Annotated in this window: 19 protein-coding genes and 1 tRNA gene; 4 read left to right on the forward strand and 16 right to left on the reverse strand. The window is 37.6% G+C overall.

The window, feature by feature from the left end:
* Position 1: 1 nt before the first annotated feature.
* The 15 genes from VGE44_RS01690 to VGE44_RS01760 are packed head-to-tail and all read right to left on the reverse strand — an operon-like array spanning position 2 to position 19803.
* Positions 2-1354 carry an ATP-binding protein gene (locus VGE44_RS01690; protein WP_331076034.1) on the reverse strand — a complete coding sequence of 451 codons (1353 nt, stop codon included), beginning with the start codon at positions 1352-1354 and terminating at the stop codon, positions 2-4.
* Positions 1345-5085 (reverse strand): contractile injection system tape measure protein, encoded by a 3741-nt coding sequence (locus VGE44_RS01695; RefSeq protein WP_331076035.1) that lies wholly within the window; start codon positions 5083-5085, stop codon positions 1345-1347. Before VGE44_RS01695 ends, VGE44_RS01690 begins: the two co-directional genes overlap by 10 nt.
* Positions 5086-5104: 19 nt before the next feature.
* Positions 5105-7966: a hypothetical protein gene (locus VGE44_RS01700; RefSeq protein WP_331076036.1), complete on the reverse strand. Its 2862-nt coding sequence runs from the start codon at positions 7964-7966 to the stop codon at positions 5105-5107.
* 17 nt (positions 7967-7983) lie between these two features.
* Positions 7984-8757 (reverse strand): hypothetical protein, encoded by a 774-nt coding sequence (locus tag VGE44_RS01705; RefSeq protein WP_331076037.1) that lies wholly within the window; start codon positions 8755-8757, stop codon positions 7984-7986.
* A 4-nt stretch (positions 8758-8761) separates the two neighbouring features.
* Positions 8762-12559, reverse strand: coding sequence for a hypothetical protein (locus VGE44_RS01710; protein WP_331076038.1), 3798 nt, complete (start codon positions 12557-12559; stop codon positions 8762-8764).
* A gap of 14 nt (positions 12560-12573) precedes the next feature.
* Complete coding sequence (locus VGE44_RS01715) at positions 12574-12993, reverse strand: GPW/gp25 family protein (protein WP_331076039.1); 420 nt, start codon at positions 12991-12993, stop codon at positions 12574-12576.
* A gap of 5 nt (positions 12994-12998) precedes the next feature.
* Positions 12999-13298 carry a PAAR domain-containing protein gene (locus tag VGE44_RS01720; RefSeq protein WP_331076040.1) on the reverse strand — a complete coding sequence of 100 codons (300 nt, stop codon included), beginning with the start codon at positions 13296-13298 and terminating at the stop codon, positions 12999-13001.
* A 1-nt stretch (position 13299) separates the two neighbouring features.
* On the reverse strand, positions 13300-15090 hold the full coding sequence (vgrG, locus tag VGE44_RS01725) for a type VI secretion system tip protein VgrG (RefSeq protein ID WP_331076041.1): 1791 nt from the start codon (positions 15088-15090) through the stop codon (positions 13300-13302).
* 1 nt (position 15091) lies between these two features.
* Complete coding sequence (locus tag VGE44_RS01730; RefSeq protein ID WP_331076042.1) at positions 15092-15760, reverse strand: hypothetical protein; 669 nt, start codon at positions 15758-15760, stop codon at positions 15092-15094.
* 1 nt (position 15761) lies between these two features.
* On the reverse strand, positions 15762-15929 hold the full coding sequence (locus VGE44_RS01735; protein WP_331076043.1) for a DUF5908 family protein: 168 nt from the start codon (positions 15927-15929) through the stop codon (positions 15762-15764).
* A 1-nt stretch (position 15930) separates the two neighbouring features.
* The gene (locus tag VGE44_RS01740) at positions 15931-16380 is read right to left on the reverse strand and encodes a phage tail protein (RefSeq protein WP_331076044.1); all 450 of its coding nucleotides are present in this window, start codon (positions 16378-16380) and stop codon (positions 15931-15933) included.
* A 6-nt stretch (positions 16381-16386) separates the two neighbouring features.
* Positions 16387-16842, reverse strand: coding sequence for a phage tail protein (locus tag VGE44_RS01745; protein WP_306550161.1), 456 nt, complete (start codon positions 16840-16842; stop codon positions 16387-16389).
* A gap of 42 nt (positions 16843-16884) precedes the next feature.
* On the reverse strand, positions 16885-18372 hold the full coding sequence (locus VGE44_RS01750) for a phage tail sheath family protein (protein WP_331076045.1): 1488 nt from the start codon (positions 18370-18372) through the stop codon (positions 16885-16887).
* A 13-nt stretch (positions 18373-18385) separates the two neighbouring features.
* A complete protein-coding gene (locus VGE44_RS01755; protein ID WP_331076046.1) occupies positions 18386-19222 on the reverse strand; it encodes a hypothetical protein in 837 nt (278 codons plus the stop codon).
* 2 nt (positions 19223-19224) lie between these two features.
* On the reverse strand, positions 19225-19803 hold the full coding sequence (locus VGE44_RS01760) for a DUF4255 domain-containing protein (protein ID WP_331076047.1): 579 nt from the start codon (positions 19801-19803) through the stop codon (positions 19225-19227).
* Between the two features lie 180 nt (positions 19804-19983).
* Here VGE44_RS01760 and VGE44_RS01765 point away from each other — a divergent pair, with 180 nt between their 5' ends.
* From VGE44_RS01765 to VGE44_RS01780, 4 genes are all read left to right on the forward strand, one after another.
* Positions 19984-22050, forward strand: a complete 2067-nt coding sequence (locus VGE44_RS01765; protein ID WP_331076048.1) for a glycoside hydrolase family 18 protein — start codon at positions 19984-19986, stop codon at positions 22048-22050.
* 225 nt (positions 22051-22275) lie between these two features.
* Positions 22276-22908: an OmpA family protein gene (locus VGE44_RS01770; RefSeq protein ID WP_331076049.1), complete on the forward strand. Its 633-nt coding sequence runs from the start codon at positions 22276-22278 to the stop codon at positions 22906-22908.
* A 326-nt stretch (positions 22909-23234) separates the two neighbouring features.
* Positions 23235-23308 (forward strand) — tRNA-Pro (locus VGE44_RS01775).
* A 273-nt stretch (positions 23309-23581) separates the two neighbouring features.
* Entirely contained in the window at positions 23582-23956 is a 375-nt protein-coding gene (locus tag VGE44_RS01780) for a hypothetical protein (protein WP_331076050.1), read from the forward strand.
* Positions 23957-24076: 120 nt separating this feature from the next.
* Here VGE44_RS01780 and VGE44_RS01785 read toward each other — a convergent pair whose 3' ends face one another.
* Positions 24077-26203, reverse strand: coding sequence for a phosphocholine-specific phospholipase C (locus VGE44_RS01785; RefSeq protein ID WP_331076051.1), 2127 nt, complete (start codon positions 26201-26203; stop codon positions 24077-24079).
* Between the last annotated feature and the right edge of the window lie 333 nt (positions 26204-26536).

A 26536-nucleotide genomic window follows, 5' to 3' on the forward strand; every position in this document is an offset into this window, starting at 1 on the left:
TTTAAACGATCTTTCCTTCTTTACCGAACTCCTTTCGAATTCCCTCCAGGATATCTTTTTTTAAAATCACATTACTACCCCTTTTAAGAGACTTCATAGAACTATACCTGCTAACATTAATAATCGCACCACCGGCCATTTCATACTTTTGGGCAATATCATCCAAATTCAAACCCGGCTCTAATATACTTTGAGATGAAAATGCCTGTTTCCAGAGTCGTTTGCGCTGTTCAGGGCCTGGCATTGGAAAATAGATCATTGACTGAAAACGGCGGGAAAAAGCATCATCAAGATTCGCTTTAAGATTGGTTGCCAGAATTACTACCCCCGGAAAGTCCTCCACCCGCTGTAAAAGATAGGAAACTTCCTGATTTGCATGCCGGTCATTGGAGCTGCTGGTTTGGGTCCGTTTACCAAATAGGGCGTCAGCTTCATCAAAGAACAGAATCCAGTTTTTGTTCTCCGCCTGATCAAAGACATTGGCGAGATTCTTTTCAGTTTCACCAATAAATTTGGAAACTACCATTGAAAGATCGATACGGTAAACATCCAGACCAGATGATTTACCCAGCAAACTGGCAGTCAGTGTTTTTCCTGTTCCAGGCGGACCATAGAACAAGGTTCGGAAACCGGGTTTGATCTTCTTATTCATCCCCCAGTCATTCAATAATGTATGTCCGTAATCTATCCAGTCTCTTATTTCGTTAACCTCTTCAAGGATATTCTCTTCCAGCACAAGATCGCTCCAGTCAAGATTTGTGGTTATTAATTTAGCCGGGAAATTAATACCATAATCAGGTTTATGAGAAACACCGCTTGTGAAATAACTAAGGTATTCAGGGGCTACGGTTATTACTCCACTTAAAAAAGGTTCATGTGGCTGTGTATGGACCAGATCAAGTATTTTGAATTTTCTAAAAAAATGATCTTCACTAAAAATGTTAATCAGGTTAAATCTCTTCTCAAGATCCAGACCGGCAATAATAAATGCTGCTGTTTCGCCGGTAGGAATAAATCCTCCATGGTTCTGCCCCTTGATACCCCCTACTTCTGTAAAACCACGGTCGTACGTAGAGTTTTTAATAAAGAAAATATCCAATAAATGAGGCTGAATATGAGGAGCAAGTGCCAAAGCAAGGATAATTCGCTCATCGAAGGTCATCTGATAATAAGCAGCAATATTGCTATAAACAGAATCAGTCGCTACAAGTTCAGGTAAAGGAATATTATATATATCCGTATACTCTGAATCCTGTGAAAAATATAATTTCATTCGCGTGTCTATAACAAGTGCGAGCCATTGCATTTCCCTTGCTAATACTTCAGCATTTGCTTTTAAAGGCTTTAAATCCATTCTACATATATAAATTCAGGCATCCATGAAGTTTTAATCATTCCCAATCCCCAGGGCAAAGTATTCAATAATACATCATAACCCCTGCTTTCCACTTTAAGATTCCAGTTTTCTTCAATCCTTGACAAAGCACCATCTCTTTGCAAAAAGGAGGTCTGAAAACTAGCCGGCGAAGTGTTTTTTAGTTTGTCCCATTGTACCAGTATGGCATTGAGAAGTTCCGCAGAAACGGCTATTTCGTTATCTGTCATAACTATTCCCGCACTGACGGGTTCATCAATAGGTATATTACAGAGTATTTTGTTTAAAACCAATTCATGCTCCTCGTTAGTTTCTGTTCCGAATACAAGATACTGAAGCAAATGAACAGCGCGGTGTCTCAGTTCTTCTGTTTTGAAATCTCCATTTTCGAACATATTAAGCCGATTAAAATATGTACTCAAAAAGGGATGAAGAATAACAAGACCTGCGTTATGAATATAAATGGAATCCTTATCGGATAAAATTTCATCAGCAGATTTCTTTTGTTCAGTTTGTTGCTGCTCCTTTAGTTCCTGTTTAAGTTGTCTTAGCTCAGTTTCTCTGAGTTCATCGGGGTCTGTATTTAATATATCATTAATTAAGGATCTGTCTGCTTCTTCTAGAGCTTCATTCAACTCATCCATCATCTCCTCCTTTTTTTGGTAGTGGGAGACTAATTTACCAATCTCAGGAATCTGTGCGACTATTAAACGAGCTGATCCATCGGTTGTATTCAGTGATTTGCTAATTGAAGAAGTAATTTTAAGCATTAACTGATAATTACTCTCAGCAAGAAAATCCAGAAACTGTTTAAAGTAAGAATTAATATTTCCTGCTTGGATAATTCCTCCAATTATCATCAGATTGAAATTACGGATAAAGAGTTCAAAACTTTCCTTGTCGAGTTGGTCAGTAAGCAGTCCTGATAACCAGATGTTCAAGTTTTTTATCTCTGCCGGTACCTGAACTCCTATGTTCTGTTCAGCATTCAATAATTCATAAACACTAGCAGCTTTCAAAAAACGAGCAAAATGGGCAGTTACTGATGGATAATTTAATAATAATCTGAAAATACTGATATTATTTTCAGCAAGCGGATTCTTTGTTAATTTCTCAATAAATTGAATGAGACTTCTTTCACTTAAACTGATCCCTCCCTTTTGACGGATAAATAATAGAATATTCTTTTCGAATTTTGTTGTCAGCAGGTTCTTCAGATTACTTTCCTCAATCGAATTTGATTGCCGGAAGATATCATGCAGACGAAAAAGATTTTCTGCAGCATACTTCTCCGAGTTCAGAATCCCATCAAGATCAAAAGGACTGTTCTTATGCAGGAAAAGAAGCAGTTGCTTTAAAAAGGAATTGATAGAAACAGTTGAAATTTGCTTGTATTTTTCAGGTAATTTATTAAACTGAAGAAAATAACGTAAAATAAAAGTAGCTTCATTAGAAACTTTGTCGGCTGTAATCAGATCATGGTCTAAGCTGTCAGATTTTAACTGCTTAGTCAATATCATATCAATATCGGGAAGCGCAGACCAAACAGGTAATTCTCTATTAGATAAATAAATATCAGAATGGTTTCCATTCTCCTCTAAATTCCGAAAAACCTTATTTAATTGAGTCCTTATTTGCTTATCAAGCACTAAATTATTCAGAAAAGAAGCAATATCCTTAAAGGATAAATCAGAGTTTATTGAAAGATTTAAAATCAGTAATTTCAGGAAATCTCCCGATTTAAAGCTTTCATAATAATTAGCTGTGTACATATCCCACAGAGAAGCTAAAGCGATTTGCTCAAGACTTTTCCGCTCTATAGAATGGAGTAAAGTACTGCCCGAAAAAAGTAAAATAACACTTTCTGTATACCTGACAGCCTTATTTCCATCTGCTAAATTTCGAAAAAGCTTAAAGAGTATTGCCGTAGGAATCTGGTTTAGCATCCTTCTCCGGCCAGTGAGACTATGACCACTAAACTTAAAAAATAAAAGAGCATCGGCAGGTGATTCCCTGAGTAGTTGTTCCAATAATTGAGATGCACCTAACTTAGCGAACTTTGCTGTCCACCAGGGGAAATGACCAAATTTTAACCAGTAATAAAGCCCATCCCTTAAACCTTTAGCTTCTGCAAGCTCCAGAATCCTGGAGCTGGTGGGCTTTTCATTATTAGTTAAGATTGGCGATTCTGTTTCCTTAATACGAATAGTATAAAGTGCATTTAAATCGCGAATGAGGGAAATATGTCTTGCGCTTGCCTGATGCCTGACTCCAATACTTTGAACAAGAAAGACCAGTATGTCGGCATAATTAACATTAAAACGGTTTGCCAGATTGCGGATATTGCTTTCAAGAAACATCTGCCGGTTGAATTCAGAACCCCTGTCTACCAGTAAATACTCCAGCACAAATTCCCATACTGCTTCCTGCAGATCTTTACTCTGTACGCTGAGCTTTGAATTTCTGTTATTAGTATCCTTTGCTTCTGTGATGTAATCAGAAATGAATTCAACCTGTTCGGGTTCTAGCAGAGTAACAATAGACAGTAAAATCTCTTCACTAAAAGTTCTTACTAATAACTTCCTGCTGTATTGTTGTTGTCCAATATTACGGAGCAGAACCGCCATCGTTTTGGGCTGAGTATTTAGCATCCCGCTTAGAATCATATCCAATGATTGCTGATCAGGATAAGAGGACCACCATGGAAAGCTCCCAAAAGTCAGGTAATATCTGAGGAGATCAAGATCACGGGAAAGTTTAAGTAAATCTTTCTCAGTAGCTTTTTTATCCCTGAAAGCTTCCCTCTCCGGGACAGACTCCACCTCCACAAATAATTCAAGAATAATAGACTGAAGTGAATCAATATTTCTGAGTTCAGAAGAACCTGATTTAAGTCCTGCAGCAAACAAGGCAATAAGTTCACTAAAATCAGTGTTGAAATGATCCGCCATTGCCCTTAGCATGTTTCTGACGAATTCTTTTCTGTTGAAATGCGAACCTCTGTCAACGATCAGAAAGCTAATTATTAATACCCAAACTGCCTTTTTGAAATCACTTTCTTCGTTTTTAACCAGCAAGACTTCCCTTTGAACCTGAATTACATTCTGATGATAGTCAAAAATAAACTCAGCTTCTTCAGGTTCAAGTATTACGATAATGTATTTGATTTGCTGTTCTGAGAACTGATAAACCAGGCGCTTCCTGGAATAGGAACTCTGCCCAACGCGCATGATTAATTCCTTTAATTTCAGAGAAGAATTCAGCAGTAAAAATTCCAATACCTCAGATATTGTTGGTCCTTCAGTTCCTGACACCCACCAGGGCAAAGAACCTTTGAGTAGAAAAAACTCCAGTAGCTGCAGGTAGCTGCCTTTTTTATCTTCCTGAAAAATAAAATCTGATTCAGCGGCAGTTGCGGCATTATCATGCAGAAGGATAAGCATCAGCTCCTGCTCGAGTTTCTGAATCACCCTGTTTGGTAATTCAGTATCCAATAATTCAAAACTAATATTCCCTATATCTATGCTTAATGTATCGAGTTTAATTATTCTGTTTGTAGGAAGAACCCGATCAAACAAACTATTCATCTCATCCATCAGGCGATTATTAAAGATCGCACTTATTTTATCCTGCAGGACTTCACTGGCCTCTTTTGATGCGAAATCTATATCGAAAATCTGGCGCCCGATAATATGAGGATGCTTATCCATATCCAATCAGAATTGAATATTATTTGTTTTGATAAAGCATATGAACCAGGGCATTCCTGAGAATCTCTCTGGTATCATAATCAATCTGTTCTGCAGTAAATTTTTTCCAGTCGGAATACCAGGCTTCAAACCTTTTCATCCGGCTTAATCCCATCCAGATAAAATTGATCTTAACATGTGCCGGTGCGTTTAAACGAAAAAGGTTTTCTGCAGCATCTCTGAAACTTTTATCCTGAAAACGAGCTGGCCAGGACGGAAAAATGACACTCATTTTAAGCCTAAAGAAATCTTCATTGATCATCAGATGATCCTCTCCTTTTACAACCATTTGAAATTTGGAAAGAAATTTCTCTTTCTGGCCCGCATAGATTTTTAAATAATTAAACAAGTTTTGATCTTCATAACCCGTGTGTTCGACAGAGTACGAGTCAGGAAGATCAGAGACCAGAGTATAAAGATTTATTTTACAGTAAGGTGCCAGTTTCTCTGCATTAACTTCTTCTTCAGATAAAAGCCGGAGTAATGATGCCAGCACATCCTCGCGCTCCTGAAATGTCATCCATTTGCTATGCTCCATTAAATTCTGTCCATTTCTCCCCACGAATTTGAATCCAAATACATTTGAATTCATATCAGGCCGAATCAGAACATGTTCGAGCAAATAAAACCCTTCGGATTTGATGTTAATCTTTCTGATATAATCAATCAGACTCTTTAATGATTTCATTGCACTTGCATGAGTCAAAAATCGGCTGATCAGTGTCCACTTTTCCTGATCAGGAGCCTTATAGATTATAATGAAGCTGCCTTCTTTTTCAGGATCCGGCCCAATTCTGAAATTTCTGATATCTAATGCATGTTTTAGGATACTGATATCCTGCTTTTGAAATAAAAATGCATCATTCGGGACATTTTCATTTCTAATTATGTTACCCTCCTTAAAGAGAGAAATAATTTCAGATTTATCAATCAGAATTTGAGGCATATCACTTTGCCAGGATGCTTCCTCTAAAGGTTTACTTTCCGGCCCGGATGTAAAAAGTGATTTATCCCCGGAAGCTTCAATACTGATATTTTCATTATCCAATGCTGCTCCAAGCTTTCTTCCGGTACTTTCATCGGAGATATAAAGTAGTAATCGCATTTTAGCAGCAAAATCCCATTGATCTCCAGTTTTCCTTGTTTTGAGGTAATTTATAGCCCTGAATCTGCCTGAACTGAATTTAGGGAGGCTTTTTAGAATATTGGATTTCCACCTCAATTCAGTACTTATTCTATTATCATTCAGATAGGTTTCATAGAGTGTACAATAAAGCTGAACAGGATAAGGTGTAACGAACTCATTAAATCTTGCCAGAAGATGATCAAAAAGCTGGTTTTTCCGTTCTTCAAATGTTTTTTCGGTTTCAAGTGACCCATTTAAAGCCTCCATGTATCCGTTATTTTCGTCCTTTTTAAACAGCTCCCAATCCCGTTCAGACATTTCAGGATATTGTGAAGTAAATGCCCTGATTAAATACTTAACATCCGGAACATTATACAAAGGATTTCCATAATAAGTATAAGAATCACCTTTGTCAATATCAATAGACAGAACATCGCCGATATTTGAAAGCTGAGCTAAATAATTGGCCATGATCTGCTCAAAGAACAGCAGGTATCCTTTCAATTGCTTTGCCTGTGCCTTTCTGGATTTGGGTGTGTTATTGGTAAGACCTTCGTAGCCGATTCCATATATCTTTGGGAACTGGTTCTGAATAGAATGATAAACTTTATTATTCCGGAATTTTCCTTCAATCTGATTCCTGTAAGAATTACCATAAAAGGAAGATATGAAGTCTCTCTTATCTGTTTCCCTTACCTTCTGGAGGATAGAACGAAAGACTGGTCGCTTGACATTTAATTCGAAATTATCTTTAAACAGTTTAATATGCTGCTCTGAAGATTTTATATCAAGCAACGCAAACCCGTTATCATTAATTTTAAATGGCTTATTATAACTGCCCTGCTGACCGTTAATTATTTTTAAATTCTTGACCGACAGAACTCCATCAATCTGGGATACCGATTTAATAAGTTCTGTTGGATCAATTAAGATTCTCCTGTCCGTTAATTCGCTGTCCGGGATAAATCCATTTTTTAAGAGCGGACCATTGTATATCTGATCAATACTTAAGCCTCTGCTTAAAAGTTCATCCTCCGTGTAATATTTCACAGGAGGATTAAGGGAATTTTCGAGTTGATGATAAACATAAGCCAGTACTTCTTCGGCCAGCCGCTGAGGCTCTATCATGATCTCAGCTTCAACTGTCAGCTTCTCAGGTTTAAGAATAACAATTTCACTAACAATATCCTCGCAAAGGTTTCTTTTTGCAACAAAACACTTACGAACCTGATCTGCAATACCAGCCGAAATATTATCATCCACCAATAGTTTTTCGGCAGTTTTGGGATCAACCTGAACAAGGATTTTGTATAAACCACTTAAAGCTCCATCAGAATAAGCAGATGTAAGCGGGTATAACCACACATTTTTTACTACTTCAATCTCATCAATAATAACCTTTCGGAAATCATTAATGGTAACCGGATTGGTTGTTAATATTTCTTCCTTTATAAAAAAAGCATTCTTATGATAGTCGATCCTGCCAGTTTCATTTGCCAGAAGATCCTGAAGTGGAAAGTCTGTTCTATAGGCTAGTTCTGTAATACTAAAACATAATTGTTCCAGAATAGTTAAACCCGGATCATGCAGATTAAAATCTGTCCAGCTTTTACCAGATAGCTGCTGAAGTAACTCAATTCCTCTTTTCCGTAAAAACTCAAAATCCATTGAGGGTTCTTTCGGGGAGGCTTTTTCTATAGTGACTGGCTTGATCATTTAATAGCTAAGAGATTTTATTCGGTTGGATCAAGAAAGAGAAAATCATCCCATAAGCGGGTAATTGTATAATGGATAGCTACATCTTCACCATAATTACTATTAGATCTTATTTCAAGGTTATAATCATGTGTTGTTCCGGTCCACCTGAGATTTAATTTATTCCAGAAAAAGCCGTAATAGGTTTGAGTTTTTTTGATCTTACTACCTCTTGGTCCGTAAACACCTAATGCGACAGCCTGCATCAGAGCAAATCTGCCAGTTCCCTTTTTACCTGTTCTGGCCATAATCTCAAAGGCCTGGCAATGATCAAGTTTCTCAAGAATGGTATGCCATTTACCATCTGCAGGTCTGGAACCGTTATTATAAGTACCGATTCTGCCCTGCATACCGACAAAACCATTGACCTCCATTTTATAGGAATCATTACATTTGGTACCTATGCCTAGTTTTCCGTTATTATGAAAGAAGAAACTGTTTTCGGTATCATTTTTCACTCCCTCCGAAACCTCAAATGGTTTCAAAGCGAGACTTGTAGGATCAAGCTCATCTTTGGCGATCAAAAAGAAGGGATCCTGTTCATTCAGGTCTTTGTAGAATGAGATCAGATTTTTTGCTTCTTCGGTAGAAGATATCCGTAATCCGTTAATTTCGTCCTTTGAAAAGCCATCATCAACCTTATGGACCATAGAATTGATCAGATCAGAATAATGCTTCTCAGAAGGTACTTTGCCATTTCTAAAGAACTCTTTAAGCTGCTCTCTGCTTTGATACTGCTTTTTCTTTCCCATACCTTTATTTTATATTATGGCTGATAAAAAGGTTAATATATTCGTTTTCATCCAAACTGCTGGCTGAAGCCTGCCCTTCCTCTGAACCTGGGGATAATATTTTGTCATAAACAATTAGTTCTTCAGAAATTGCCAGATTACCAATCCCTATTTCTACAGGATCAGCGTACTCCGCTTCTTCCATAATAGTGAACATATGTTCATCTGAAGGAATTAGAACAGCCTCCGGAACTGATCCCCTGATGAAATTCATATTATTTCTTCCCAGATCATTCATCCCTGAGAGCACTTCGCCGGTACGTTCATTATGCCAATTGAAAAAATGAAGTACTGAAAAACCTGTCAGATATTCAACATAAGGTCTTTTTTTGATATAATTCAAGAGTTCCGCTATGTAAATCTGGGAGCCTATCTTAAATGATGAACTGGATTCATAAAGCCATGGACATAAATATCTTCTTATATCTTCATTTAGCTTTTGCATATAATATCCAATATCACCACTTTGTTTACCGCCGAATTTGACCTTCCCTATAAGTTTAATCTTCTCATAAACCGGATTTTCAATCTCAATATCCACAAATGGTGAAATACCCGCCTTAACAAATGTTTTGATCTTGTAAAGATCTGCGAGATTTACCCTTGGTTGATTATTGGTAAAAAATGCCTCATCTGCTTCTTTGGGCACTATAATTACCCTGATCTTCCTGCTTCCGGATGAATAGATACTGTTAAAGGATGATTCGGGAGAAATGCTTTTTGCCATCAGTAGTTGGGGGAACTGCTCCAGAATAGCTTCCTCAATATCTCTGTTTGTAACCATTCTGTCTTTATGCCTTAATCGCTCACTAACTCTGATATAATACTGATCTGTTGTCTCGGCAGGCCTTCCTCCAAAAGATGAAAACATTTGATTAATACCCGTAATTCCGGGAATTTTATTCCTGAAAGATTTGATTGTATTGTGTGGAAGTTTAATATCCCTTAACTGAGAATTGTAATCCATGATACGGGTTGCAGTTAGTGCATGAGGATAAACTCCTATCATTTTAGACCTTAAGTTCCATTGCCCTCCTGAGGCTGCCCTTAACCAATACAGATTGGGTAATATCCTTGTATTGCCATTTTGTACATCCGCAGGCATTCTGATTCTTACAATACCGGTATTTATAAAATTATTGGTTGTATCATATAACACTTCTCCTTTATCCAGTTTTATCCATGAATTCTCATACAAATAACTCCAGATAATTGGTTTGGGTTCTTTTGCATGATCAGAAAAATTTGCTTCCTGAAACTGAAACAAAAGGCTGAGCTCCTGTTTTGGATAAAGATCTTGTATGCCGATATACAGGTTATTTTCAAACTCAAAATCAGGAATAAAATTATAAGGTTGCTTGTCACTTTCAGGGTAAACATTCTCGTAGCCAAATGGATACTGATGAATGATCTTTAAGCCCGAGTCTTCGTTCTTGGCTGTTTTGATCAGTACTTCTGAATGTTCAAGAGTATAATCTACTGTTATTGATCTTACGACCGGAATATTTGGAGGATTTGGTAAGGGGCGCTTTTTGGAAAAGCGCTTTGAATTGTGAAGAACAACCTCTGGAAAAATCTGGGGATAAAGTTTTGAACCAAAAGCTTCTTCAGGAGCGGAAAACTCAAGTCTTACAGCACCTTCTGTGAAGTTGGCATCCTGGGCTATCCCTTCCTTGTTTAATAAAGGGCGATTGGGTAATTCAAGCTTCTTTAAATCAATATCCCCAATTTCAGACACTTCAGATAATATTTCTGATCCGAAATCACCTCTGGTCGTAGTAAACAAATTAAATTCCTGTCTTTTAGATAAAGCAGGTTTGAATTTACCCTGTGATAATCCACTCAACTTTACCTTGAAGGAATCATTGGTAATATTTGCCTGATATTCCTTTAAATAAGTCTCCCAGCCACCTGAAACCCTGGGCAGATCTATCCATTCCATCCTGATACAAAAATCCTTCGTATATCTGTTAAATATATTGGTATTCTTGATATCGATATAGGATCCTATAACAGGCTGAGGACCAAATGGATGGAAGGGGTTGTCCGGGCTAAGGTTTCCAATATTGTTCTGAAGTTTTATTGCCCTGCTGCCACTTACATTAGCAGTAATAGTAACCCGTTCCAGCAACAGCTTTCTGAAAAATGAGAATGGATTATGGGTTGAATAATTATTCAGAATCAGCTTAATAATTGGCCATTCTGCCTCGTAATTTTCGCCATGAACTTCTGCTGTATAGATGTCAATACCCTTATCCACAGGAGAAAGTTCAAACTTTATTTCAAAGTTTCTTTCCTCCATATTGATTTTTACGGTATACCATTTTACCTCCTCCCAGCCAGTTGCTGAGGTAAAACTGATTACAAAGGCATCAGAAAGTAATTCATAACTAACTGTTTGTAAAAGCTTGCCGGTTACATTTGCATAATTCTTAAAATATTGAATCATCTGCAAAAAAGATACCTGTTCAAAATAGATGCTCAACACTATACAGCGTTGTCCCTCTGGTTGATAAAGTACCGGAGAGGCAAGTATGATCCCTATTTCCGTATCCTCCATTGTACGGTCTTCATCTGATAATTCAAACTGGCTTTCTCCGAGCACAGGCCAGGGTTTTATTCCGGATTGCTGATCAGAGTATTGTGCAGCCTGAATGTTTTTGTGGGATGCTTTATATAGCTCTATCTCTCTTACATCCTGATATTCAATATCCGGCGAAATAACCTGAGTGTGCTCATCCAGAATTAAAGTTCTTAATTCCGGAATTCTGGCTTTGGTTACCGCAAGATCCTCATTAATTGAATAAAAAAGCAGATTAGAATCGACCTCAGCCTGTAATTCTTCACCTCGTTCCAGAACTACCCTGTCGAGTGTTGCCGGATCAAACACTATATGTACTGAATCTGGTGTGGCTGCATTCAATTGAAGTTCAAGAACTCTCTTAAAATAAAAATCAAGATGCTCTGAACTAAGTTTATTTATCTGATTAACAAGATGTTTGAATAGCTCAAGAAAAGTAATACATAACGAAATATGTGGCGGGTATTCATTTTTAAGGATGTCGTAATCCTTATAATAGAAGGCTGTTACTGCAAGAAAATTGTGATATTTTGACCTGAGATTAGAAAAGGTTTCTTTAATAAAATGCAGAGCAGGTATTATCCTTAATTTTATCTCTGCGGCGGCGGGAAATATTTCAGGAACAGTGATAGTCAGATCAATCAGCTCTTCGGGATGAAGAAAAGCAAATGGTTCACCGAAATGATGTTCAGCCTGTTTATTGTATGCAATTATCTCAGAGATCTCCTTGCTCAGGCCTTTAATTATTCCTCCGAGTTCAAGGCTTACTTTATCGAAATTATTTCCATATTCAAGTCTTTTACAGGTCGAATTGAAAACTTCAATGATCTTATGCAGAAATGCGAATAAATTTCTAAGGGCTTCAAGGGCTTCTTTATCGCCGGATGCTATATGAATTCTGGTCTCAAGCTTCTCAAACTGAATCAGATGACTGGTAAGATCAAATTGGGTAATCAGCAGAATAAGAATGTTCTTATCTGATTTAAAAAAGTCCTGCCAGTCGCCTTCAATTTTATCCTTTTCATTATAGAAATTAACCTGTGCGGCAAAATCAGACATGAATTTTAAAAAATCAGAAATTTTACGGTCATCAATTTTGACATAACCCGGATCGAGCGCTTTGATACGCCTTTCATCCTGGGTCATTCCATCAATTAAATCCAGAAGCTGATCATTAGCCATTTATTATACAGAGACTATACAGATGAAACATTAGTTCCTTCTATTAAATAGTAAGGAAACACAATATTATGTCTGGAATTGGTGATAATTACTTTATAATGGATGTTAATATGCAAAAGTCCATTTGCATCATTCTGCTCCAGCACTTCAGTATTCAGAAAGGTAATTCTTGGTTCAAAATTCAATAGCGCATGGTATATGAGATGATCGAGGCTTGCAATCAAAGTTGAATCAATCTTTTCAAACACCAGACGCTTCAGATCACAGCCAAATTCAGGCTGCATAATCCTTTCGCCAGGTGTTGTACTAAGTATAATCCTGATACTTTCTTCAATATCGTTAATATCCGAGACCATCGAAACCGAATGATCCGACTTATTAAACACAGGAGGAAAACTCCAGCCTGTTCCTAAAAAAGATTTTACTTCTTCCATGTTACTTATCCGCCAATCATAACTGTTGGACAACCCAGGACGATTGAACCCCCATGAGCGGTAGTATCACCCATCCTGGCTGCCGGTTTTTTTCCAATCATTACCGTTGCAGAGCCCTTTACAATTGCATCCGGAGGACCGACACAAACACAATTATCGCCCATTACTGCCGCCGGCATTTTGCCAATCAATACCGTTGGAATACCAGGTCCTATAACAGGTCCTCCAACATGGGGAATTGGTGGTAAACCTGGCGTAAGCATCGGACAGGTATGCATATCTGTTAATCTTGCTGCTGGTGGCATATTAATTTATCATTACCATTGCACCTTTTACTACTGTCTGACCTGATGCAGAAATTTCAGCAGAGGCATTACCTTTTGCAGTAAAGCCAACTTTTGCGGTGTTTGTTATATTCATTCCTTCTACGGCAACATCCTGTTTTGAGTTCAAGGCAATTTTTCCGCTTGCATCCAGTGTTATATTTCCTGTAGCTTTAAGCACAATATTTTTGGGACTTTCCATTTCAATGCCCGAGGAATTCAATTTCAGGGTATTATTATTTTGGTCTTTAATTGTAATTCCTTTATCCTCGTCATCTAATGTAATACTATTTCCGCCGGGAGTAAAAATCTTAATAATCTTTTTATCCTCATCAAAATTAATTTCCATTTTGGATCTGGTAGTTATCGCTTTTGTATTGTTCTTGGCTTCTGTAGCATAAGCTGTAGAATGATTACTGCTATATAGTGAACCTAATATAACCGGATGTGATGGATCATCATCCACAAAGCCAAGTATAACCTCATCACCAATTTCTGGCAGAAAATAAAAACCGGCAGCATTTGTCGCATAAATACTAGCCATTCGGGCCCATAAGGCCTCATTTCCTGTCATTCCGGGAATGGTTACCAAAAGTCTATATTGGGATTGCGGATCTGCATCCAATTTTTTTACAATTCCAACCTGCAATCCATGAACTGCTGGAAATTGTCCTGCAGAAGGGGAATAAGAGAATTGAGGAAATTCAGAGATTGGTTTAGAATCGAGTCCAAAATCAGCCTTTGTGGTCCAGCTTCCTTCTTCAATGATATGTTCTACAACAGAGACAAAAGCTTTCCCATTATAACGGTCACCCAAACCAGCAAGTTGAATCATATCTCCGGCATTTACTTTTGCACTTCCCTGAAAGGTAATAGATCCCTTTAAAGCAGATAGCCTCATTCTGAGAAGTTTTGAATCGGCCCAAACCTTGAGGTTTGCAGTATCCATTGGAGTTCCGGAATAAATGGTGAGATCCTGATTTACGAATCCTTTAGATAAAGTATTCGCCTCCAGATTACCCTGTTCATTCAAAGTGGGTTCTGAAGCTTTTGAGGCCGAACTTACTGCCAGAGTTGCAGGATCCCATCCAATAGCTTCAATACTGCTGGCCTGGCCTTCGCCATCAAACTCAGCATTCAATGAAAAAATAGATTCGCCATAGGTTACAGCCAGCACGGGAGAAGCATCTAATGCAGGTTTTTTGACAAGGACCGAATCCTGATTATAGCTTATAATCAAACCACAAAAATCTGCTCTGGATAGGATAAAATCCCAATCGGTAGCCGATTTCTGATATAGATTTTCATACTCAAAAGTTGTTGCGTCAACAGTCGAAGTCAAGGAATATTTACTAATGATTGCAGAAATAATTGCAGAATCTTTCATCTTTAAGAAAACTGAATCCTTTCTGTTATAGGTCATTTGTACGGCCTTATGCTTACAGGTTAAAATCAGGTTGCTTGTACTATCATTGCTGATTTTAATCGCCTGCTTAACAATCACACCCTTGAATATTACTTCATTTATTGAATCATAACCGGCACTGATTGAAATTTCAGTTCCTGGAATAAGAGTTGATTTTTCTGAGAGAACAAAATCACCTGAATCAGGTGCCCCATCTATCAGAATTACCTCGGCGTATGGTATTCTATTTATTTCATAAAATGTACGAATAGAAACCAATGGATAGGTATCCTCCAATGCAGAACCATTTACAGTAATACTGCACGTTACTGTTTGACCTGCGGTGTTTTCGGGTGATGCTATCGGCATATTACTTTTTTATTGGTGGAAAATATATCTGATCCCCGGGTTTAATATCCTGAAAACTATTCAGGCCATTTGCCCTTGCAACTTCAACATAATAGGAACTATCGCCATAAATGCGATAAGCCATTAATGGAAGTGTATCACCGGCATTAACAGTTCTTAAATGTGTCAGATCAGGAGAAGAATTCGCTCCTTCCTGAGTTTTGGTTTTATAATCTTTACTCTGTGTAATTGTGATATCAATTGTAGCTCTTAATGCTTTGCCATCAGGATTAAACAGACTGTATTTGATGTCAATTTTTGAACACACACCGGTAAATTTCAATGTTCCCCAGATGATAAGGAGGTAATAAGGCCGGTGAATTTCACCCTGATATTTGGTTACCAGATCAGTGAATTTTTTAATGTATTGATCTACATCAGTGAATCCGGCAGGTAATTTAACCACACCGGTACCGTCGACAAAGAATGTTAATTTGAGATCACTCTGACCCATACTTTTAAAGCTTTGGGTGCTTGCACTTGATCCAATAGTCTGATCCTGAGTATAATCAACTGTCAGGGAGCGTTCATAAGCAGAGGGGTTTATGAAAGCCACAATAGAATCTGACTCCACTCCTTTACAGGAAGGATCTTTAAACCCAAGTATTTTTAGTTTAACCAGATTTTGCATATCAGCGCTGAGAAGTATTTTTCATTCGAAGACGAATGGTTTCCATACACTCTTTTACGATTTTGCTTTTAAGAGCTGCCAGTTCCCTTGGATCAATTCCGGGATTTGAACTCTTATTATTCTGGTCGACTGATACTTTAATAACTAGTTCTCTGATTTCTATAGGCATCTTAATTTACTTTTGTAAAATAATCAAAACATAACTCCATGGTTTCAACAACCAATGTATTTTCCTGAGCTTTGAAATCTGAAATTTTCATTGCTACAGGATATGCATTAACGAACCTCCAGGTGGATATTGGTGCACCTGTCTGATCGAGTAGGTTAAGATTAACAATTTTAGGCGTAAAAGTAAATAATTCGAAGCTATTTCTGGCCCAGGTTATGAGCGGTGAGCCAATGAGCATTCCTCTTTTGAGGATGAGGTTCTCATAATTAGGAGGGGTGGGGAAACGATGTACAAACCTATTTTCCCCACCCTCTTCTATATTTTTTGGAGCTATTTTAACATTAAGTCCGCTAACTTCCTGAAAACTACCTTCATTTACTCCCGTTATTCCTTCAACATTCACTTTAAAACTAAAGCCGACAGGCGGGTAATATTGATCAGTAGTTCCCATTAATTATTATGCGCTTAATGACAGGCCTTCATGGGCCAGTTCCATTGTCTCAACTGCGATTTCATTCGCGTCAGCTTTCATATCTGAAACAGTCATTTTGCATGGAAATGCGTTTAACAGTTTCCAGCTCATAGCCACAGCATTGGTTTCATCAAGTAAACTGATCAGAATAGTAGAACGCTTAATTGTATTCATTTTGATCAGGTTATACTTATCCCAAAGTGCTTTATCACCCTTAAATATACCCTTTTTGAGAGTAATATTACCAAATTTCTGTATGCCGGGCATTTTTACAGTAGAATAAACCTTACTGTTACCACCTCTGTATTCGATAACCTGAGTCTCTGAAGACAAGCCGGTTACTTCCTGAAATATAAGCTCTGCATCGTCCCATTTAACTTGAAATGAGAACTTGACTAACGGCCAGGTTGCCGTTGACTGTGCTGCACCATCTTCTGCCATAATTGTAATATTTAAATGTAAATAATAAGTTTAATTAATTGATTATGATTGTTGCATTTGTTGCTGGAAAGTAATTACGATAAATTCAGCAGGGCGAACCAATGCAACTTTTACAGTAATCAACATTTTTCCATCAAGAATATCAGTTGGTGTCATTGTAGATCCCAGACCTATCTGGACATCAAAAGCGACTTCAGGTGCAGCACCGGCAAGTGCCCCCTGCTTCCAGAGATTAATCAGGAAGTTCTCAATCATACTTTTAACAGTTACCCAGGTATTTGCATCATTTGGTTCAAATACATAAGCCCTTGCTGCTAATTTAATTGATTGTTCAATCATGATCAGGGTTCTTCTCACATTGATATATCTCCAGTCCTGACTGTTTCCGTCTAATGTACGACCACCCCAAACAAGGCAACCAATACCAGGGAATGAACGGATAACATTAATCGATTTACCGGCCATTACATCCACATTAAGACTTTGCTGACCTTCACTTGAAATGTTAACAGCTGGTGCATTCACCATATTTACAGAAACATTTGCCGGCGCTTTCCATACTCCTCTGCTATTGTCAACCTGAGTATAAATACCTGCCATCGCTCCACTTGGAGGAAGTTGGTTTAATTTGGTACGAATTTCAGAAAGAATATTGCTGTATGTAGGACTAACAGCCTTTAAACCCTGATGTAAATGTTTCTTTGCAGTCAGCAAATCAGCTGAACCTGCTTCAAGCTTGGCACTATCTTCATTGTATTTCGCATAGATGTTCTTGGCATCAACTTCAGGTAATAATTTAGTAAGATCAGCATCAACGTTTTCGAAATCTATTTCATCATTTTGAACAATGGAAGTGTTTAACCATGGATAATAGGCTGCACCATAATTCAGGAAGTTAATCCCAATAGCTTCACGGAAGTTGTTAATTACTTCGGCAGTTTCATCAGTAGGCTCCTGCTTCACAACATCAAGAATTGCAAAACGGCTTTGCATTTTTGCACAATGTGCAAGTACCTTTTGGTAAATACCATAGCACTCTGCACCCAGTGCAATCGCATCAGGAATTACAACCAGGGTTGGCTCAAATTCCTTTTCCAATATATCCAGCACTTCAAAATCACCGGGCTTTATCTCAAGAGAATCAGCTCCTTCGTAAAGACCAACTGAAAGGATATAACAAGGTCCGCCCCCATTTGCATAAAACAAACGGATACTGTTGAACATGTAAGCGATGTTACCTGCTTTAAATGCAACCTTTTTAGGAGCCCTGTCGAGCATAAAAGATTCATCGTCACCTACTTTCGAATCCTCAATTGTAAATTTTGATTTGAACCCTTCGCCGAAACATTCGATGTATTCTGCAAATGAAGTAATCCGGGTAGGTTTTCCTACCAACGATTTCCCGTTACGCTCAGCCATTGATGTGTAACCAATGAATGCAGGCACAGCAGTTTCTACTGCAACTGCTGAACTAGGGAAGGCGTTCTTTTCTTCCAGGTAGACGCCTGGTGTCATTAGTGTTGATGCCATTTTTTAATTTAGTTTAGTTAATAAATATTTCTGAGTAATTGTTGTTTTCTAATGTGTTTTCATTTTTAATCAAGGTGATCATTTCAGGGTTTGCTTTTGGCAATGCACGCATAACCACTTTATACCTTCCGGTTTCGGAATCATAATTCTCAACCAACTGAAAATTTTGAGTACTTGTTTCTGTAAAACTGATGGCTTGTTTAGATTTAAATGCCAGGCCGGAGGTACCACTGAATTTCAATAATTCGGGTCCTTCAAATGGTTCGGTTCCTGTACTGTCAAGTATTGCCGGATTATTCAGTGATTGCAGATCCTCACTCATCAAAACGTATCTCCAGATAGTTTCTTTGGCTTTAAAACTTATGGTATAATTCTCAGGAAGACCCGGGGCAAGCCGGAGGTCTAAAACTGCAAAAGGCTTAACAAAATAAGGTTCGGCGAATTCATTGATAAGCTTAAAATCGCTTGCTGAAACAAAATCACCTGTATGCACTGAAGTTCTCAACATAGTTTCATCCGCAGCTGCATTATAAAAATGAAATATTTTTTTGCTGATATCAGTGCTTTCAACAGCAGTATAATTATAAAAACTGCTATCAGTCAGAGAGGCATTAAATCTACAGTCAAGTATATTTGATATAAGATCTTCCCTGCTTCTTGTAGTGCCATTGAAATTTGTGTCGAACACAATTCGAAAACCGCCGGGATATGTTTTAAAAAACAACCCGTGGTTCAAAAATAACAATTGTGTAGATGAGGAGGGCGTAAAAGCCAGTCCAGCAAACAACTTGTTTGAAAAATAAGTGTGGTTAAACGAAACGTTTAACAACACTTCATAGTGGTATTTCATTTTTATGAATTAGCAATATTGTTATCGCTTTCCACACCCGACACTACTGGTCTGATCTCCCTTATTATATTATTGTTGTATGTCAGCATTCTCACCTTGTAAATGACTGACGGCATATATTTGGCTCCCAGACTTCCCCAGACATTGTTTAATTGTTCGGGACTTATGCTTGCCATTTCAAATATTAACTTATCTATCTCCGGGTCTAAACGGGGGGTATTGACCCTGCTAAAAGCGCTCTTTTGTTGAAAAAAAGCGATAATAAAAGAGATAAACCTTAATGATTCCGGATAATTTCCATTACTGAAATAAGCCGAAAAAAGTACATAAAGGTTAATGGTTAATACAGGTGACTTATTAATACCGAGTGGAGAACCTGATATAGCGGAATTATTCATTCCTACAGTTTCTTTTTCAATATTAATAAGGGTCAGGAGGATTTTATTTTCGCCTTGGATGGCAATGGTACCATCCTGATTTACAATGGCTGATAAGCTGACCTTATCTTCTGAAACTTTAAGCCTGATTCTGAAATGTTCATTAATTTCATCAACCAGACATGACAATGCCTCGTAAATCATTTTGTTAAATATCCTAAACCAACACCAGATTAATTCCAAACAATCTACATGTTGCATTAAAATTTTCATTTTAAATTAACATGTAAAGAGATATTTATTGTAACATTAAGAAAATAATTTGAACTTTTAAAAAAATATTTTTTTTTATTCATCTTTACCTGCGTCCTTCGAAGAACAAAAATGCTTAGATCCCTGTTTTGCTTTATCTGTCTTATAACACTGTCGTTAACTCACTCTTACTCAAGGGAAAAAAGCGATAGTGGCAATTTTTATCATAAGGAAACCAGCATATTTCAGGATAGTGCCAAGGCCGAAAAACCAAAATCAAATCCGCTTAAATTACTATTTGACGCATTAAAATTTAAAAAAAATGCAATTACAAAAGAGCAGCAAAGGGTAAAAGTTTTAATTGAAAAAATAATTAAAAAAGATACTTCTCTTGTTACAGTGAAGCACCTTGAGGATTTTAAACGGGAACTTGCAGAATCAAATAAAGAGCAATTTCAAGCTCTACTTGATCTGATTAAAGAACTAAAAATTTCTGAAAATCCCCCAGCTTCTGATCAATCTGACAGCATTTCCACAGGAAATAAACCTTTCAAATTAAAAAAAGAACCTGATCCTAATGATAAATACATAAATGATCTTGTAGACCGGCTCCTTCCGATATTAACAGATAATAAAGAAGAGCAGGAGAAGAAAAAAGACAGACAGGAACAGTTAAAATTAATGCGGGATGTTTATGCGAGTAAGAGTGCATTTCTAGATACTATCAACGATAGTACAGTTATAAGATACCGGCTTAAACTTGGGCACAGAGCCGAAGTACTTGGAGTTTATCCATTTGATACCAGGATCATCCCCAGCAAGTATAATCTTAGTACAATCAGTACATTGGTTTATGATTATTATGAACTGGATCCTGCAAGTGGTTTGTCCAAAAATTTTAATCGCTGGAAAGACGCTTCCATCATTAATAATGTACAGGAAGGCGGTGCAAAAGTTGTTCTGACAGTAAGCAATAAAAACTCACTCGAAACAGCAAAATTTCTGACCAGTGAAGTGGCAAAAAACAACCTGATAAATAATACCCTGGATCTTCTGGAGCAACGTAATGGCGAAGGAATAAACATTGCATTAACAGGTCTCAATAAAAAGCTTCGACCCTATTTTGTTGATTTTGTCAGTGCTTTATCAAAAGCATACAGGTCAAAAAATAAACAATATCAGGTTATAATCACCTTACCTGTTTATGATGAAAGTAATGCCTATAACATTCCTGCACTTGATTCACTGACAGACAGGTTTATCATTGATTTCAGTCAGAAACCAACCAATTTCCCGGGACCTATCGCCCCTCTCAGCGATGACAGTGATTACAATATTCAGTCGAGCGTTTCCAGATATCTGAATATTGGAATACCACCCTATAAATTTATTTTAGGATTAACTTATTATGGTGCCGAATTTGAGCGAAATGCCCGTACAGGAGTTGAAAAATTCAAGCAATATATTCCATACAGCCAGATCAGATTAAATTATCAGTATGCACCGGTTAGTTATAATAATGACCAGGCCTATGCTTCTATTGAAACAAGAGATGATGATGGGAATCTTACCGGACATATTTATTACGATAATGAAAGCTCTCTGGAGCAAAAATACGACTTTATTATTCAGAACGGGCTTGGCGGGGTAGCGATCAGAGACTTAGGAGCTGATGAAGGTTACGGTGAATTATGGGATGTACTGGCCAGTAAATTTATTAGAATAGATACCATTTCGAAAGAACTGGTACCTCTTAAGCCTGTAGTAGCCAAAGACCAATCTGTCTGGGGATATATTAAAAGAAATTCAATAGCTTATTACCGGGCCCTTCAATTTCCATGTGATGCTCAATACGATCATCCGGATGAACTGCTATTAACCATCGTTAATGTTTTTCTCGGATTACTTTCATTATTAATTATCATTATTTTGATTTATCAGATCAAAGACAAGGGAGAAAAGTGGCGCTGGAAAAAGCTTTTAATAAAAATTCTTATTGTCTCAATCAATCTGTTTATTATAACAATTTTCATGTGGCTTTATATCGATAACAGATTCCCATGGTTTGGTGCAGGTGAGAATTGTATCAGTATGCCATTTCTGGTATTATTGCTTGTTATTTTTACTGGGATAGTATTCGGTTCACTAATTATGAGGTTACTTATCTTCCCGGCGATTCAGCACGATGAAAAACCCTAAGTCATTTATTTGTCATTACTACACATCTGGCACTTCTCTCACTACATCCACAGAGAACTAGTTAATTTATTTATTATCAGGTATTTATATCTTAATAACTGAGGGTGTCATTCTTACACAAAGCATATAAAGGATATTTTTATCTTTTATATAAAGAAAAAACAAATAATTGTGTAACCATTGATATATTCTCTACGTAACAGAGTATATAAAAATACAAGTGATATGAAAACTAAATTATTTATCGCAGTATTAACTCTCTCAACAAGTATTTTATCAAATGGCGTTTTTGCACAAATCTCCGGATCTGCAAATTATATAGCAGTTCATACTTCTGCTATCGATTTAAATGACAACGTGCTTGATCCCGGAAATAACAGATCTAATGTTAAGGCAAATGAAACGGATGGTATCCTGAACAGAAAAGCAATGTACATGATCTCTGAGCAATTTGTTTTTGACAATCTAAGTTTATTGAAGAAAGCATTTGCAGTTGCAGATATCTATTTCGATCTGGACGACGCTACTATTCGTCCTGACGCTATTCCTGTTTTAAATAGTCTGGTGATTCTGATGAAAGATAATCCTGGTATTAACGTAGCAACTACTGCCTACTCAGATAGCAGAATGTCTAAATACAATGAAAAACTTGCTTCAAGCAGAGCCCAATCAGCGATCAATTATCTGATTTCTCAGGGTATATCTGCTGATCGTTTACTAATTGAAAAACATGGCAGACCTGATATGGGAAATCCATGTAATAATGATCCTTCATGCTCACTGGCCACACAACAATTAAACAGAAGAACAGAATTTAATATTGTTTATAATGGTATTAATTTGGGACATGTGAATTGAGCTGTGAGATATGGGATATGTGCTGTGAGCTGTGAGCTGTAAAGATATTTATTAATTGAGATTATAAAACATTAATTCATATTCAAACAAATAAGAACAGATTAACCTAATAATTAAAAAGCCCCGGATCTTTCCGGGGTTTTTTAATTAAATAAAATCAGCATAATATTAATCATTCAAATTATTTAGCCTATCTCTCAGTCAATTACAGAAATGCATTAAAATATGTTCAAATTATTTTGAAAAATATTTGTCACAAATGCCGAAAAGTCTATCTTTGCAGTCCCTTAACAACTGAAACGCTTCGGCAAATCTTGTTAAATGTTCGGGGTGTAGCGTAGCCCGGTATCGCGCCTGGTTTGGGACCAGGAGGTCGTAGGTTCGAATCCTGCCACCCCGACAAACGAAAAGCCTTTTCTGCAAAGCAGAAAGGGCTTTGTTGTTTTACAAAGTCCCCAAGCCCGTGGCTTGAAGGGACGGAGGAAAACAACAAAGCCAGCTTCGAGGTACGAGAAGCGTCAGGCTTTTCGATTGTAACGCCCCCTATTCAGGATCAGCGCAGCTAATCCTCCTGTTAAAAATCCAAAGTTCATACCAAATATCTGAATGGCCAAATATTAAACCCTTCATGGCATGCTTATTGCAAGTTTAATGAAATAAAAAAATAGAGATAATGTCAGGAAACAAAAAACAATTTGGTATTTGGATGGATTCGCAACATGCAACTGTTGTAGGTAAAGAAAATGTAGATTCCGGAAATTTTAAGGTATTAGCCCATGAAAAGGCAGATAATCAGCATGGAAATTCAAGTGAAAATGCTGCGAATAATTCTGAAAGGGATTCACTTCAGAAATTATTTAAAAACATAAGTTCTCATATGCAAAATGTTGACGAAGTACATGTGACCGGAACTGGTACTGTACAGGAACAATTTATTAAATATTTAAAAGAAACTCCGCAGTATAAAAATGTAGTGGCAACAGAAAGTACATCTAATAAAATGAGTGATGATAGCTTAATTGAATATATTTCAGCACAATTCAAATAAGCATTTCAATTTTAATAAAACCGCCTCATATTTACTATGAGGCGGTTTTTTCTATTTTCAGTGATTGAAATACTGTTAACTCAAAAGACATTTAATCCCTTAATAAATTGTCTTGATACATTAAATCTCCGTAGCCATCGCAGGATCGCTAACACTATGTCTGGCAGTTTCTACCCTTCCGGCAAAACGATGAAGGTAGCCCTCTTCTGATTGAACAGAAAAATCATACCAGTTTCCGCTTTGATTCAGTTCCCAATTCTTCCTTTTACTTTTTCCTACTTCTAAATCAAAACTCCCCTGTTCTGCATAATCATAGGCATTGGAGGATAGCTTTAACCGTAATTTACTATTCCCTTCATTCTTCAAATTAAGCATTATACCGCCTCTGCGATGATCATAGCTTATCGTCGCAAGAGGCTCATTCCCTGAGATATTCCCTGAGAACTTCTGAAAATATCCATTAGGACCAAAAACCTCTAGATCATATTTTCCTCCGGATACTGTTTCCCATACATCCTCAAGTGATTTACCGGATTCTACTGTATAACGTCGTGGGATATCATCTAAACGATTTAAATCATAAACATGATAGACGGCACCGGCCAGGCCTTTATTTTCAAAAATCAGTTTTATCTTATTATCGTTTTTCAAAGTCCGAAAATGGCAATGCAGCCGGTATGGTAGGGCACGAGAAAATTTTGTCCCCTTTTCCTGAAAAAGTGATGAAGGAGTTTCAGGAGCCACGGCCTTTGGTAAACGTTTAGAAGCTTCATCCCGCATTGCATGATCTGAGGTATCAGGCATTTTAGGAAAGACAGGATCATTAGGCCTGTCGAAATCGAATGCTGAAGTAAGATCACTGCTCACTGCTCTGTGCCAGGGAGTAATTGCGGGGATGGTTAGTCCAAATCGCTTTTCGATAAATTGAGCAACCGAAGTATGATCGGCTACTTCTGAATTAACCCAGCCGCCCTTGCTCCAGGGCGACAAAATATACATAGGAACGCGTGGCCCCATCCCCCATGGACGTAAATTACCCGAAATATTATCCCGCTTATCCAGGTAATTAGTCTGTCCCTTGCTATTATCAAAATACATTCCTTTAAGGTCAATTGTAGACTTTCCGGCAAGGGTATTATCCAGTTTGTAAGATGGGACCGCAGGCGCAGGCAAATGGTCGAAAAAACCATCATTCTCATCAAAGGTCAAAAAGAAAACGGTTTTACTCCATGTTTCAGGATTTGACGTGATGGCCTCCAATACATCATGTGTAAAATCTGCACCACGGTACGGGCTGGATGGCGCGCCAGGATGCTCAGAGTTTTTCTGTGATGGCAATATCCAGCTTACCTGCGGTAAGGTGCCATTTTTGACATCATTTTTAAGGTTCTCCAGAGACCAGTGCCGCATACCTTTTTCGTAAATAGGAGAACCCGGTTTGGCATTTCGAAAACTTTCAAATGCCAGACAGCCATGCATTGCTCCTGTCCAGTTATCATTAGGGTTCTGATAAATACGCCAGCTGATCCCTTTTTCTTCAAGCACATCGGGAATGGTTGGCCACTTGAATGCACTTCCCTTGTATGTATATCCCGGCTCCGGTAAGGCACCTTTAATCCAGCAGCGCAGATTTACCGGTTCGGAATTTTCATCTGTACAGTTAATACCTGCAGCCCGCTTTTCGGGATCAAAATTGGATCCTGAAAAGAATACAATCCTGTTGGGATCGGTTCCTGTCGCAATGGAACAATGATAGGCATCGCAAATCGTAAAGGATTCGGCCATTGCATATTGAAAAGGAAGCTCTTCACGGGTATAATAAGCCATCGAAAATGGAGTCTTGAATAAAGGCCAGTAGCCATATTTGCCCTGATTCCACGCCGCCTGCATATCCGAAAAGTTATGCGGAGTACCTGTAACCAATGCCGCATTGGAAGTTTTACCATGTGCCCGGTAAGGAGGGACAATCTTATTGCCATCGGATTGATGAAAAGCACGCTGACCACTCTTCAAAGGGACAGGAAATCGATCTCCGAAACCCCTTACCCCTTTCATTGTGCCAAAATAATGGTCAAAAGATCTGTTTTCCTGCATCAGAATAACAATATGTTCGACGTCTTTGATCGATCGGCTCGCATTATGTGCCTCAACAGCCAATGCTCTCTCCAATAAGGGACCCCATAATGCTGTCGCAATACCCGCACCAGCGCTCATGCTAATAAACTTTCGTCTGTTCAGTTTACTCATAATTTTTAATAAATAGGCCGAAAAAAGCCTTGTATCAGTTCAATATTGCCATTCTTAATTCAGTATTAAAATAATCAATGTTTTCCGTTTTAGATCAACAGAGTATTATTTTTAGAACAAGATGGTATTACTAATTAGAAGGATTTAGCACAAGGCTAATAAGATTTCAAGTAAGCTGACCTTAAACCCCGATCCATTCATTTTTTTAGCATCAATTTCAGATTGTCAGATTGAAAACCAAATGCAGATTGAATTTAAGCACCTATCAGGTTAAATGCATAGTCGACCTCTCCATGGATAAAGTCTTCATCCTTAAGCCCAAAATTATTTTTT

Origin of the sequence: Daejeonella sp. (assembly GCF_036405355.1) — a bacterium.
GTDB lineage: Bacteria > Bacteroidota > Bacteroidia > Sphingobacteriales > Sphingobacteriaceae > Daejeonella.

Bases quoted from the DNA above. Each gene is read 5' to 3' on its own strand.
- VGE44_RS01690 (WP_331076034.1), bottom strand. From the start codon at position 1,354: ATGGATTTAAAGCCTTTAAAAGCAAATGCTGAAGTATTAGCAAGGGAA.
- VGE44_RS01695 (WP_331076035.1), bottom strand. From the start codon at position 5,085: ATGGATAAGCATCCTCATATTATCGGGCGCCAGATTTTCGATATAGAT.
- VGE44_RS01700 (WP_331076036.1), bottom strand. From the start codon at position 7,966: ATGATCAAGCCAGTCACTATAGAAAAAGCCTCCCCGAAAGAACCCTCA.
- VGE44_RS01705 (WP_331076037.1), bottom strand. From the start codon at position 8,757: ATGGGAAAGAAAAAGCAGTATCAAAGCAGAGAGCAGCTTAAAGAGTTC.
- VGE44_RS01710 (WP_331076038.1), bottom strand. From the start codon at position 12,559: ATGGCTAATGATCAGCTTCTGGATTTAATTGATGGAATGACCCAGGAT.
- VGE44_RS01715 (WP_331076039.1), bottom strand. From the start codon at position 12,993: ATGGAAGAAGTAAAATCTTTTTTAGGAACAGGCTGGAGTTTTCCTCCT.
- VGE44_RS01720 (WP_331076040.1), bottom strand. From the start codon at position 13,298: ATGCCACCAGCAGCAAGATTAACAGATATGCATACCTGTCCGATGCTT.
- vgrG (WP_331076041.1), bottom strand. From the start codon at position 15,090: ATGCCGATAGCATCACCCGAAAACACCGCAGGTCAAACAGTAACGTGC.
- VGE44_RS01730 (WP_331076042.1), bottom strand. From the start codon at position 15,760: ATGCAAAATCTGGTTAAACTAAAAATACTTGGGTTTAAAGATCCTTCC.
- VGE44_RS01735 (WP_331076043.1), bottom strand. From the start codon at position 15,929: ATGCCTATAGAAATCAGAGAACTAGTTATTAAAGTATCAGTCGACCAG.
- VGE44_RS01740 (WP_331076044.1), bottom strand. From the start codon at position 16,380: ATGGGAACTACTGATCAATATTACCCGCCTGTCGGCTTTAGTTTTAAA.
- VGE44_RS01745 (WP_306550161.1), bottom strand. From the start codon at position 16,842: ATGGCAGAAGATGGTGCAGCACAGTCAACGGCAACCTGGCCGTTAGTC.
- VGE44_RS01750 (WP_331076045.1), bottom strand. From the start codon at position 18,372: ATGGCATCAACACTAATGACACCAGGCGTCTACCTGGAAGAAAAGAAC.
- VGE44_RS01755 (WP_331076046.1), bottom strand. From the start codon at position 19,222: ATGAAATACCACTATGAAGTGTTGTTAAACGTTTCGTTTAACCACACT.
- VGE44_RS01760 (WP_331076047.1), bottom strand. From the start codon at position 19,803: ATGATTTACGAGGCATTGTCATGTCTGGTTGATGAAATTAATGAACAT.
- VGE44_RS01765 (WP_331076048.1), top strand. From the start codon at position 19,984: ATGCTTAGATCCCTGTTTTGCTTTATCTGTCTTATAACACTGTCGTTA.
- VGE44_RS01770 (WP_331076049.1), top strand. From the start codon at position 22,276: ATGAAAACTAAATTATTTATCGCAGTATTAACTCTCTCAACAAGTATT.
- VGE44_RS01780 (WP_331076050.1), top strand. From the start codon at position 23,582: ATGTCAGGAAACAAAAAACAATTTGGTATTTGGATGGATTCGCAACAT.
- VGE44_RS01785 (WP_331076051.1), bottom strand. From the start codon at position 26,203: ATGAGTAAACTGAACAGACGAAAGTTTATTAGCATGAGCGCTGGTGCG.